Origin of the sequence: uncultured Roseibium sp., assembly GCF_947494555.1 — a bacterium.
Classification (GTDB): Bacteria; Pseudomonadota; Alphaproteobacteria; order Rhizobiales; family Stappiaceae; genus Roseibium.
In genome coordinates this window covers 1,805,952-1,818,181 of record NZ_CANLVF010000001.1, presented here as the reverse complement: position 1 = coordinate 1,818,181, position 12,230 = coordinate 1,805,952, and the positions used below count along the sequence as shown (strand labels likewise).

The window sequence follows — 12,230 nt, the reverse complement described above, 5'->3', positions numbered from 1 at the left end:
CCAGGCACGTGTTGCTCGAGGCCTTCATGTTTGCCGCGTTGATGTTTGTTTCTATCCAAGCCAACGCAGCTGATTTTGACTACGTCGATCGTCATGACAACACGGTCACGACGACACACGAGGCTGCTTTCCACATCACGATCGGCGAAACATTTCGCCCCCTCGGAGAGCTGCATCATCGCCAGGAAAGCAATGGCCGCATGTTCCAGGTGTCATTTGCCGCCTTTGCAGACGGATCAGACATAATCCTGATCCACGCTGAACGACTGGAAGCGGAAAATGGTATCCTAACCTATGACCATCTTCCTCAAGGACTGATCGACGGCATACCTTTTGGCTTGCAAGAGCAATGCATCCCGGCAGAGGCAGCCCTGTCTCTGGCGGACAACCCAGAGGCCCAGTTCGTCACAGAACGGGGCTTCGACATCCGGCTTCCTTTCTATCTGACGCAGCATCTCATTGCATCAGAAGACGGCAACGCCGAACTCATCCTTTCCTACGGCCGCCCTGTCGACAACTGCACCGACATACCGGAATCCTTCACATCCGAAACTCGAACTCGCGCGGTAAACACAATCACGCTCGAGCACGTTTCTGACTGATACTTTCCCTGCCACAAAGGTTATCAAAGTCTGTGAACTATCTGACAACCTTCAACCCAGACGACGCCGGCTTGGGCCGCTCTTGAGATAACCGGAAAATCAACGCCTCAAGTTCTTCCAGCGGAATTCCCAGATCGTCAGCAATATCGGCTTTGGTCAGGCGCTTTGACCATAGCGCTGAAAGGACCTTGGCAAGCACAGTCGATGTTTCACGCTCGATCCCATCAGGCTCGCCACTGCGATACCCTCGCTTTCCTAGTTCTATGCAAAGTGACCGATACTGCCATTCTGTAAGATACCCCAAGCCATGAAGGCGATATGCCAGCGCCATCGCGGAGGTCTTCCATCTCTTTTTGGCTGTGATGATCTGACCTGCCGTAAGGATATGAGCGTAATCCATAAGATCGTTTTCGGGCATCAGAAATGCTGATGCGAATTTATCGGCCTGAGTTTCAGCCTCTTTATCCGTTTTTGCTCCTGCATGATGATGCAAAACCAGGTGCCCCAACTCGTGAGCGGTGTCAAAAATGGATCGCTCAGCCGTTTTCTGCTGGTTCAAAAAAATGTAAGGGTGATTACCGCGCCAGAAAGAATAGGCATCAACGTTTTTGGTCGCTTCCGACAGCGACAACACGCGAATGCCTTTCGACTCGATGAGCTTAAGCACATTGCCAATTGGCCTGTCGCCCAAATTCCAATGCTGGCGCAACAGACGCGCTGCAATGCCTGGTCGCCGCCGTTCTTTGCTCAGATCGATCAAGTCGGCTTGGGGAAGATTAAACCGGGTATCAATCCACTCGTACAGTTCAATTCCCAGCGCACCGGCTGCCTCTGCTGCCCGCCGCTCCTTTGCCTTCATCCTCGCAAGACTGCGAAAACTAATAGTGCTTGTATCCAATCGTTCGAGCTGATCACGATAGAAAAAATCAATTGGGTAACCCAATTCCATTGCAAGTCGCGAGGCCATGAACTTGTCCGGTTCATGGCCATTCTCGTATTTCGAAAAAGTAACGACAGAGACGCCGACACGTTCGGCAAGTTCTTTCGAAGACAGCATCCGCCTCTCGCGAGCCGTCTTCAACCGATCCGAATTGAACATCATACCTCCTTGAAGGAGACGCTAATGTCGAAGTCCTCGATTGGGTCTTTGTCGGCGTCAGGCGCTGCTTCCCATTCTCCACCAGGGGAATAGATGAAAATACGCTCATGCCAATCCACATATTTTCCCCTGTCGATAATCGGGCAGGACAATTCAACACTGCCATCAAGTCCGACCATTACATAATAGGTCAATACGCCGTCTTGCCTGACACCAGTGAGCGGGCCGACTTCTATGCCACAATGCACAAAAAGGCTTGGAGCCGAGAGACTTGCAGCGCCGCCTCCCTTCTCGTTCCGCGGTATAGGGGGCATGTCGACGCAGCATTTGTCCACATTCTGAAACGCGAGACGAATGGAACGATCCCGGTGAATGACGCCTTCGATACCGCACGTCCGATCGGGGAAATAGTCCGGCCCAACAAGTTGCTGACGCAGTGCTTCAACCCCGTAGATATAGGAAAGTAAACCAGCAGCGTTGAGCGGCATTGAAGGACTAGCATCATCAGCATAAGCGCGTGCAGTTCGAGCGATTGTAAGCAATTGGTCTCGAACAAGTCCAAAATCCGCTAAACGCGTTTCAATTTCCGCTAAAACGCTGACAGTAACAGTTCTGAAGGTTGGCACGAATCAGCTCCTTTAAGATTTTCGACATCATATGATGTTGCAAATCTTAAAGACAAGCAAAAACTGCGCGCCGTTGGGTCTTCCACAGCTTCCGGATAGCCAAGACCACTACACGACTGGCTGGGATCGGTGGTCCAAGATCATTATACAAATGCAAAAGCCACCAAGTTTGGCTAACATGCTGCTTCCGGGGTACCTAAGGGTAATGGAAAATCTTCGCGCCAAATCCATTCTCGAACTTCTAGCTCTGCATGTTGCGATTATGGAGGAATTGCGAAGTCGTAAGGTGTTGCGTTCAGCGAACAACCCGACCGGTGATCTTGCTGAATACTTGTTTTGCAGGGCATTTGGTTGGGCGCAAGCTGACAACTCGGTAAAGGCACTTGATGCAACCAGCGATGACGGAACACGCTATCAAATCAAGGGACGACGTATTCATCGTCGCAACAAGTCTCGTCAATTGTCCTCTATCCGCGACCTGGATGGGTTCGACATCCTCGCCGGCGTCCTGTTCGATGACGACTACCGTGTCTTCCGCGCTGCGTTGGTTCCGGTAGCCATCGTTCGCGAGCAGTCGGACTACATTGAACACACAAACAGTCATAAATTTCTGCTAAGGGATGCAGTTTGGGACCTTCCCGGCGTTGTTGACGTGACCGAAAGATTGCGAAACGTTGAGGCCAACTGAGATCAGTCCTCATAATAGGTTCTGCAACACTCTGCCTCGCTTGCGCTCTGGTCATCACCACGACGCTCCGGCTTGGATTGATTGCTCCATAAACCAGACAACAATTGTGCAAAAACTCTCTCTTGGGAGGACTAACGACACCAGTTCGCATGGTACCCGGGAAACCATGGCCGGGCGAGCCCTTCCTCAACCAGCACTGACCCTGCTGTACGACCGTCAGGTAGGTTGATCCAAACCAGGCGCCGGTCGTACCGGTCGCGCTTGCCGGAATCTGTCACCGTCACACCGCTTTGCGAAACAAGCTCTTGCAGCCGGGCCTTGGCTGCTTCACCAAGCGCGCGCTCCTGCGGGCATTTCGGGCTGAAAATCTCGGGTGTGTCAAAACCGGATCGATTGGGTGTTCCGTCACCGAGCGCGCGCATGCCTTTGCCACCCAGGCATTTGATGGTGTCGCCATCCACCGCTTGAATGCCAACACACGACATATGCCCCTCGCCGGAACGTGTAAAACGCACCCAGGTCGCCACTAGCTCGTCGCCAAGGTCGTTGATCAGAGATTGGTCCTGCGGGCCATAAATCACCAGTGCGGCAAGAGCCAGCATAAGCGGCAGCCAAAGCCGTCTCGGCAACCGCCAACCAAGCGAACGCCTTCTGCCCCTCCGACTCGATGATCCTCGTCTGGGATGTCGAGAAGGGAACGGAATCACGGAACCAAACTTGCGTCCACGCACCGGCTGGAAATCCTCTTCACGTGTGTTCATCACAGTGATAGTGCGGAGATCATGAGGATTGATTAACGCGCAAAAAACCTCGCACGACGGAACTGTGTCCCGTCTGTCCATCGACGGCAAATGAAAGGAAAAGAGCGCGTATAAGTAGTATCCCTGCGTGTAAGCTTATTGATTTTTCGAAGGAATCTGTGCACTGGTTGTAGTCGACTGGGGGACTTCTTATGCGTTTATCGATTGTATTCTTGTTGTTGCTCGCCGGCTGCCAGACAGGCCCGACGACCATTTTGTACAAGCAGGGCTCCACCTTTGCACAACGCCAGAACGCAGCAGATGCTTGCAATATTGCTGCCTTGAAAGCTGTTCCTCAATCAACGGCCGTGGCGTCGACGCCGGGCTACTACAATCCCGGCTACACGACCTGCACGCCGATCGGCAACTCGGTCAGCTGCAGCACCGTCGGCGGCGGCTACACACCTGGCTCTGTTTACAGCTACGACCCCAATCAGAAACTGCGAAATCGCCAATTCGCCAAATGCATAGTCAACAAGGGGTTCATCGCGATCGAAAAACCGATCTGTCCGGCAGATTCCACGGCAAAATACCCGCACAGACAGCCCTCGGAAGACCAGATCCAATGCGTTCCAAAAGAACGCCTGGTTGATTGGTGACACCCTAAACCTGCATGTAGAGTGACGACTGAAACACGTTGGCCTAGAAGTTTTCAGCCGTGACAGCCGTCACTTCTTAACGGCAGCCTGAAGAACGGACATGAGCTGCTGAGTGGGCGGCTCGGGTGCTCGGCCAAACCCGATCGAACTTGGCGATAGTCCTGCCATCAGATCATTCAATGAAACCTCATGAAGAATAGCTCCTGCAGCGGTGGGCCCTGAATTTGCGAGCATGCGGAACGCCTGGGCACGGCCATCGTAAAAGTCCGCAAGACGCTGCAAATAACGGTAGCGATTTACGCTGATCTGAACCAGAAAGATAATCAGCGCAATGACGCCCAGTCTTGTCGCAATCCAACTCGCTTGACGAACAGGCTCTGTTCGACGCAAGGCATTCTCTAAGTTAATGTTTGCCTTTGTGATCTGTTCAACAGCATCTGTCTGCCTAGTGTATGACTCTTGCGCCTGATCTACAATAGTTTGTTGTTGCTCCACAAGTTCAATAGCGAATTTCAAATCACTGTTACGTTGTCGCACAACTTCAGAAGTCTCGATTGATCTATCTGGAACGGTAAAATCTTCTTCGATTTCACCAGTGAGGATTGCCTCTTGAACCTCCTCTCGCAAGTCTGGGGTTAAGCGCATAATCGAGGTACCGTCTCCGCCTGCTAAAAGGGTACCGTCTGCTGTGGAAAGGAGCCTCCAAAAATTTTTTGGTACACGCGTTTCTGTAATGCTTGAAAAAAGAATTGGAACCCAAGCTTCGCCAGTGGAAGAGCGTAAAATTAGCGGTTGTTCGCCACGAGCCGTGTCTGCGGAACCCGCAGCCAACACTCCAACGTCCGGCACGTTTAGTAGGTGAAACAACAGACCACCTTGACGCCCGCCCATTTCCTCGGGCCTTAGGGCTTGCCATGATTTACCATCTTGAGAGCGAAGAATTAGAACTTCTGTCGAGCTTGGAAAAGGATTGAGATTAAAGGCGGTAGAGATTGTGCTCACACTTCCGACCTGACGAAGGCCAGCAGCGATAAAGCCACCTTGAGGATCGAGCGCGAGCGTAAAAAGTCGACCCCGAATATAACCTCCCGGTTCATCTAGTCGCACAGTTAGCCATTCTATTGCATCCACAGAACTGAGAATGAGAGTCTTTGGGTTCTCACGATCACCGCTGTATCCTACTGCCATGATCCCACCATCGGGAGCGGGTAAGATTGATCTGACAGTGCCCTCGATACGTGTACCTGACCTATCTGGACGCAAGGGAACCCACTCATTGCCGTCCAACAATCGAAAAAAGAGAATGTTTCTCTTTTCTCCAACTTGTTCATATCCCGCAGCGAAAAATCCAAGACTATTCGATCGCGATATCGCAAAAATCGAGCCTGAGATACGAGAGCCTGACTCAGCCGGGCGCTGAATTGTCCACTCTGTTCCTTCTTTCGAGCGAAGAAATATTGGCATTCTGACGTCTCCAATGATCTCATGCCCTGCGGCAATAAAATCACCATCTGGCAGTGACGAGATGGCGTAGATACGACCGTTGATTGTCTCACCCCCATCTTTGGCGCGGACAGCCATCCATTCCTTTCCTTCAGAAGAAACAAGAAACAAAATATTTGAGTTTGACTCTGTACCTTCGCTACCAGCGACGATGATCGGACCTTTATCTCTTTGGTATATTGTTCTTGTTTGTATCGACAGATCGTTTGGTGTTGCGCGTTTCCAAACTGACAACTGATGTTCAAACGGAGTACGAAAGTTTTTAACCGCTTCTTCAAGGTTATTATTTGCGATTGTTTGCTGTGTTTCTCTAAGATTTAAGTCTTTCTGCGCCTGATTTAGTTCCTCGTTCATCTCAGTTTTGTTTGTTTCCATTAAAGCAAGAGCCGCATCGGCTTCTTGCACCGCGTCGGGTGGCAACGTGGCTGCTGTGTAGTCAATTAGGGCAACTAATCGTGGCAAAAGCAGAAGTAAAATAACTCCTCCCGCTAACAGTATCCAGACTGTTCGCATTTGAAGCGCAGCATCGCGTAGTGCGACTTCTTTCCTTACCTCGCACCAGTCTGCAATTTTCGAGGCCGCCTTAAGCGCGAGTTGACTGGCACGCCCCGCTTCACTACGTCTTCGTTCTTCAGCGTCTTCTGCCATGAAATGACCCAACACAAAAATGTTCAAACCAATATAGTGCATGACGCACAATCACTTACGCTACACACAAGCAACTTGAGTGCAGGTCTGCTGCGCGCTCACTTTTTAAGTGTAATTTCATTTTAAAATTCTGTAAATCACAACGCACCGTAAGATATGGCGCCTAAAGACTTTCATCGGGAAGTATATCATTGAGTTTATTTAAAATTTCCCTCGGAAAAGGCAGCGCAATCCGCCGCAGCTCACCTTGCAAAAACAGCAGGCTTGCCCCCTCTCCGTATTCTTCGCGGTCGATCGAGTGCCCGAATATGAATTTCCGGATTTCTGGATCGATCCGCCCCTCTTTCATACGATCCTCGAAAGAGTGGCGCAGGGAATAGATCACATGATCTTCGGTCGGAAATAGGCCCTTCGCCCGAAAGTGTTTCCGCGCGATCTGGGAGAAGTTTTCTTCCTTGTCGTGATAGCGCGGGAACCCTTCAGAAAAGTGCTTCAACGCCTCAAGTGCGACACCCACGAGCGGGATTCGCCGAATGCTAGATTCCGTTTTCAACTCCCGCTTTTCCTGAAACTCGATTTCAATGAAGGGTATCTCGGCGTCCGTGTGAATACGATGCGCCGGCAGATTGCAGATCTCTGACGGCCTGCATCCCGTTTCAATGAGAACAAGCAGGATCCCACTTGCTTGATCGTTCAAACCCTTGAATGTCTCCGGCCTCAGGATCCGATCGCGAATCCAATCAGTCGGAAATGCAGGCCGTTTCTTCTTGTCGATCTTCCGCTCCCGGAAGCGCAGGTTGCGGAAAGGGTTCGGCAGATCCTCCTCGCCGATATGTTTGAAATAGTCGTCGAATAGCTTGCGCATGTTCCCGACGTCGCGGTTGCCGGAATTGGGCGAGCATTTCGGTACAATTTCTCCTGTGACACGCTTTTGCCACCAGGTATGAAACTTGACGGCATCCTCACGAGTGATCTCCGCGATGCCCTTGTCGCCGCAGATCTCAATGAAATTGTTCACCGCCCGTTGCTTGACCTTTTGATAAGTCCGTTTTTGTTGCGGGCTTTTGTTGCGCATGAAATCTGGAGCAATCTCGGCCAGAAACACCTCGAGCGCCTTCGATACAGCAATTGTCGGCCGCCTGGCCGTTCCGAGCAGCGCATCCGCCTTTGCGGTCCTGGAAGTATCCGACCCGTTTCCAACTGTCAGAACACGGGATACCAGCTCTTCAGGGGCCGCTTCGCTGACGAGGTGGTCCAAACTCTTCCAGACAAAGCCGAGCGCCATGCAACGCGCCTTGTCGGCCTTGTAACGCGCCTCTGCCTGTTCCACTGGTGATTGCGCTATGAGCTTCGCCCAATAAGCAGTGTCCGCCTCCTCCATGGCATCCCGGCGCACACGGGCGGTTTCAAGCGAGTCTGTTTTGAGTGTCAGACTGATCCGGGATTGGCCGACAAGGTCCTGCACATGCCCCGGAATCCGGCGCACGTAATACCATTTTCCATTTCGACTTTTCAGGTACCGGTCGGGATCACTCATGCCCGAAGGCTAAGAAATGTACATCATTTTGTACATCAAAATGTACATCACTTTTCGACATTTTTTGAATTTCTACATCAAGCAAATCTAATTTTATAAATTAAAACAATGACTTGCCTGAAAGCAAGTGGTGCGGATGGAGGGACTTGAACCCCCACGCCTTGCGGCACCAGAACCTAAATCTGGCGTGTCTGCCAATTTCACCACATCCGCATCGCTGGAGCTCTTGGGCTCCGCGTTTGAAGCGGGGCTTCTATAGCACCGCTGATTTTCCCGTCAAAGGAAAAAGGTGTCAACGCGCTCACCTGGCCTGCGTCTTGTCCACAAGTCCTGCGATCACTGTTTTCAGTGACAGACCGAGATCTTCGGCAATCAGCCCAGGCCCGGCGACATCGCCCGCCTCCCCGTGCAGCCAGACTGCCTGGCACGCGGCTTCAAAGCCTTGAACGCCTTGTGCCAGCAGACCCGCAGCTATTCCGGCAAGAACGTCACCTGATCCGGCAGTCGCGAGCCATGGCGGTGCATTCTCATTGATGGCCGCGCGCCCGTCGGGGGCGGCAATTACCGTGTCAGGCCCCTTCAGGATGACAACTGCACCGGACTGCTCCGCCGCTTGCCGGGCCTTAACGAGCCTGTCGCCGCCCAAATCCGGGAACAGTCGCGCGAACTCGCCCTCATGCGGCGTCAGGATGACCGGCACGTTCGCCGTCTTGATCAACTTGAACAATTGCCCGGGATTGCCGGCAAAACTCGTGAGCGCATCCGCATCCAGCACGGTTGCGCGCCTGGCCTCGAGAATAGCTGCGACCGTGTCGCACGTCTTTGCGCCAACCCCGAAGCCCGGGCCGATCAAAAGCGCGTTGAGGCGCGGGTCCTGAAGATACTCGGAAATTGACGCGTCATTGGCGAGTTTCTTCAACATCACTGCCGTCAGATGACAGGCGTTGACCATCATTGCGTCCGGCGGGGAGCCGAGTGTCACAAGCCCAGCCCCTGCCCTCAGCGCGGCGATGGCCGACAGACGCGCGGCGCCGGTCGACGACATCGGACCGCCAAAGACGACGGCGTGTCCGCGCACGTATTTGTGTCCACCGACCGAGGGACGGGGCCAGGTATCCAGCCAGAGATCCGGCCCATTCACGAATGTATCGGGTGCGATCTTGTCGAGCGCTTCAGGCAGGATGCCGATGTCGGCAACGCTTGCCGCACCACACAAGTCCCGCCCCGGATAAAGCAGATGTCCCGGCTTTTTGCGGAAAAAGGTTACGGTCGCGCGCGACTTGATCGCCCCGCCCAGGATCTGACCACTTGATCCACTGATACCTGAAGGAAGGTCGATCGCAAGCACGGGAACGTTGGACTGATTGACCAACTCGACAAGTTTGAGGATTGCACCGGACAACGGCCTGTCCAGCCCGGCTCCGAAAAGCCCATCGACAACCAGATCGGCCTCTGCGAGTTCATCAACAAGATCCTGCGCGATTTCGTTGCCTTTTACGGCGTAGGCCACCGCGCCCCGAAGCCCGGGATCAAGGCGCTCAAAAGCCAAGAGCGCATCACCTCTGAGCCCTGCCGGGTCTTTCAGAAGCAGCAGGCGAGTCTCAAAGCCTGCCGCCTTCAGGCAGCGTGCTGCGATGAAGCCGTCCCCACCGTTGTTTCCCGGACCACACAGGCAAAGAATACGGCCGTCTTTCGGGGCAATCTTGCGCGCAACACCTGCGACCGCCTGGCCCGCCCGCTCCATGAGAACGATACCGGGAACTCCACTTTCGATCGTCTGCTTGTCGGCATGACCCATTTCATCAGGGGTCAGCAAAACGGCTCTTGATTTTCCGGCGTTGAAATTCATCCCGACCAATTGCTCCAGGCGTCTGGTAAGTGTGTGCGTCTCGTGTGCTGATTATCCCAATGAAAGCAGCACGACGACATCCCAATCGCTTCATCGCATAATTTTTGGGCAAAACGGTCAAAAATTGTGCATATTGTCCTCGATAGCAAAACCAGAAGTGTGGTTCCACGGCGGGATTTGCCACTTTTCTTGGCGGAAATCTTCGCCTTGAAAATTACTACCAGAAGCACCCTCAGATTGGCATGCATCATGCTAAGGACGACACATCGGTTTACGCCGGTAATCGCGGACGCTTGTCCCGAACGCACCGGCCAACAATGAGCCCGCCGACATATCCGGCCTGTTATGTGGAGAGAGACACAAGGTGATGAAAAAGATCGAAGCGATCATCAAGCCCTTCAAACTGGACGAGGTCAAAGAGGCGCTTCAGGAAGTGGGCCTTCAGGGCATCACCGTGACGGAAGCCAAGGGCTTCGGCCGCCAGAAAGGCCATACCGAACTTTATCGTGGTGCGGAATACGTCGTAGATTTTCTGCCCAAGGTAAAAGTCGAGATTGTGCTAGGCGACGATATGGTCGAAAAAGCGGTTGACGCGATCCGCTCCGCTGCGCAAACAGGTCGCATTGGCGACGGCAAGATCTTTGTTTCAAATATCGAGGAAGCTGTCCGTATCCGTACCGGTGAATCCGGCATCGACGCGATCTGACCCACCTAATTCCGGCATCCGCCGGTGATCTGAACCCCGGCCTTACCACACAGAGAAATACCAACGCCTCTGAAGGCTCGGACCAAAACCCAACCGTTCACAAGATAATCAAAGGGATGGACATAATGACCACTGCCGCTGACGTCCTGAAGGAGATTCAGGAAAAGGACGTGAAATTCGTCGACCTGCGCTTTACCGACCCGCGCGGAAAGATGCAGCACGTGACAATGGACGTTGCGCTTGTTGATGAAGACATGTTTGCTGAAGGCGTTGCTTTTGACGGCTCGTCCATTGCCGGCTGGAAGGCCATCAACGAGTCCGACATGATGCTGATCCTCGATCCTGAATCTGCCCATATGGACCCGTTTTTCGCACAGTCCACCATGGCGATTTTCTGCGACATCATCGATCCGATCACGGGTGAAGGCTACAATCGCGATCCGCGCATGACTGCCAAGAAGGCGGAAGCATACGTCAAATCCGGCGGTTTCGGTGATACGATCTTTATCGGTCCGGAAGCCGAATTCTTTATGTTCGACGACGTTCGCTTCACTGCGGACCCCTATAACACGGGCTTCATCCTGGACAGCTCCGAACTGCCGTCCAACATGGGTTCTGAATACGAGACCGGAAACCTCGGCCACCGTCCGCGCACGAAGGGCGGCTATTTCCCGGTACCTCCGGTGGACAGTGCACAGGACATCCGCTCCGAAATGCTCTCCGTCATGGGCGAAATGGGTGTACCGACTGAAAAGCATCACCATGAAGTGGCGTCAGCTCAGCATGAACTCGGCATGAAATTCGAGAAACTGACCTCTTGTGCCGACAACATGCAGGTCTACAAATACGTCGTTCACCAGGTCGCTCACGCTTACGGCAAAACGTCAACGTTCATGCCTAAGCCGGTCTTTGGCGACAACGGCACGGGCATGCACTGCCACCTTTCCATCTGGAACGGCGGCGAGCCGGTCTTTGCCGGAAATCAGTACGCCGACTTGTCCGAGACCTGCCTTTACTTCATCGGCGGAATTCTGAAACACGCAAAGGCGCTGAACGCGTTCACCAACCCGTCGACCAACTCCTACAAGCGTCTGGTGCCGGGTTACGAGGCTCCGGTTCTTCTGGCCTACTCCTCGCGTAACAGGTCTGCGTCCTGCCGCATTCCGTTCACCGCTTCGCCAAAAGCAAAGCGCGTTGAGGTTCGCTTCCCGGATCCGACTGCCAACCCGTATCTGTGCTTCTCCGCACTGCTGATGGCTGGCCTTGACGGTATCAAGAACAAGATCCATCCGGGCGATGCCATGGACAAGAACCTTTATGATCTGCCTGCTGAAGAGTTGGCCGAAATCCCGACTGTTTGCGGTTCCCTGCGCGAAGCACTTGAATCCGTCGATGCCGACCGCGACTTCCTGAAAGCCGGCGGCGTGTTCGACGACGATCAGATCGATGCATACATCGAACTGAAGATGGAAGAAGTCGAGCGTTTCGAAATGACCCCGCATCCGGTCGAATTCGACATGTACTATTCCGTCTAAGAACAATCGTTCTTGTTGGAAAAGAAACCCCGGCCAAT

The 12,230-nt window shown here is 53.2% G+C and carries 11 protein-coding genes and 1 tRNA gene; 5 read left to right on the top strand and 7 right to left on the bottom strand.

What is annotated here, in order from left to right:
• Positions 1 to 8 precede the first annotated feature (8 nt).
• The gene (locus Q0915_RS08375; protein WP_299481983.1) at positions 9 to 602 is read left to right on the top strand and encodes a hypothetical protein; all 594 of its coding nucleotides are present in this window, start codon (positions 9 to 11) and stop codon (positions 600 to 602) included.
• Positions 603 to 639: 37 nt separating this feature from the next.
• On the opposite strand, the gene Q0915_RS08370 is transcribed toward Q0915_RS08375, so the two are convergent.
• The gene (locus Q0915_RS08370; protein ID WP_299481980.1) at positions 640 to 1,701 is read right to left on the bottom strand and encodes an ImmA/IrrE family metallo-endopeptidase; all 1,062 of its coding nucleotides are present in this window, start codon (positions 1,699 to 1,701) and stop codon (positions 640 to 642) included.
• Positions 1,701 to 2,327, bottom strand: coding sequence for a hypothetical protein (locus Q0915_RS08365; protein ID WP_299481977.1), 627 nt, complete (start codon positions 2,325 to 2,327; stop codon positions 1,701 to 1,703). The genes Q0915_RS08370 and Q0915_RS08365 overlap by 1 nt, the downstream gene beginning before the upstream one ends.
• A 205-nt stretch (positions 2,328 to 2,532) precedes the next feature.
• Here Q0915_RS08365 and Q0915_RS08360 point away from each other — a divergent pair, with 205 nt between their 5' ends.
• Positions 2,533 to 3,015 (top strand): hypothetical protein, encoded by a 483-nt coding sequence (locus Q0915_RS08360; RefSeq protein ID WP_299481974.1) that lies wholly within the window; start codon positions 2,533 to 2,535, stop codon positions 3,013 to 3,015.
• 131 nt (positions 3,016 to 3,146) lie between these two features.
• Here Q0915_RS08360 and Q0915_RS08355 read toward each other — a convergent pair whose 3' ends face one another.
• Entirely contained in the window at positions 3,147 to 3,644 is a 498-nt protein-coding gene (locus Q0915_RS08355) for a thermonuclease family protein (protein ID WP_299481971.1), read from the bottom strand.
• A gap of 323 nt (positions 3,645 to 3,967) precedes the next feature.
• Between Q0915_RS08355 and Q0915_RS08350 the strand changes: the two genes are divergently transcribed.
• On the top strand, positions 3,968 to 4,414 hold the full coding sequence (locus tag Q0915_RS08350) for a hypothetical protein (RefSeq protein WP_299481968.1): 447 nt from the start codon (positions 3,968 to 3,970) through the stop codon (positions 4,412 to 4,414).
• Positions 4,415 to 4,483: 69 nt separating this feature from the next.
• Here Q0915_RS08350 and Q0915_RS08345 read toward each other — a convergent pair whose 3' ends face one another.
• From Q0915_RS08345 to Q0915_RS08330, 4 genes are all read right to left on the bottom strand, one after another.
• Positions 4,484 to 6,607 (bottom strand): hypothetical protein, encoded by a 2,124-nt coding sequence (locus tag Q0915_RS08345; protein ID WP_299481965.1) that lies wholly within the window; start codon positions 6,605 to 6,607, stop codon positions 4,484 to 4,486.
• Positions 6,608 to 6,728: 121 nt separating this feature from the next.
• Positions 6,729 to 8,102: a DUF6538 domain-containing protein gene (locus Q0915_RS08340; protein WP_299481962.1), complete on the bottom strand. Its 1,374-nt coding sequence runs from the start codon at positions 8,100 to 8,102 to the stop codon at positions 6,729 to 6,731.
• A 128-nt stretch (positions 8,103 to 8,230) separates the two neighbouring features.
• Positions 8,231 to 8,315, bottom strand: a tRNA-Leu gene (locus Q0915_RS08335).
• Positions 8,316 to 8,403: 88 nt separating this feature from the next.
• Positions 8,404 to 9,951, bottom strand: a complete 1,548-nt coding sequence (locus tag Q0915_RS08330) for an NAD(P)H-hydrate dehydratase (protein ID WP_299481959.1) — start codon at positions 9,949 to 9,951, stop codon at positions 8,404 to 8,406.
• Positions 9,952 to 10,318: 367 nt separating this feature from the next.
• On the opposite strand from Q0915_RS08330, the gene Q0915_RS08325 reads away from it, so the two are divergent.
• Together Q0915_RS08325 and glnA are read left to right on the top strand one after the other, a co-directional pair.
• Positions 10,319 to 10,657, top strand: coding sequence for a P-II family nitrogen regulator (locus Q0915_RS08325; protein ID WP_006934743.1), 339 nt, complete (start codon positions 10,319 to 10,321; stop codon positions 10,655 to 10,657).
• A gap of 125 nt (positions 10,658 to 10,782) precedes the next feature.
• Entirely contained in the window at positions 10,783 to 12,192 is a 1,410-nt protein-coding gene (gene glnA / locus Q0915_RS08320) for a type I glutamate--ammonia ligase (protein ID WP_299481956.1), read from the top strand.
• Positions 12,193 to 12,230: the final 38 nt, after the last annotated feature.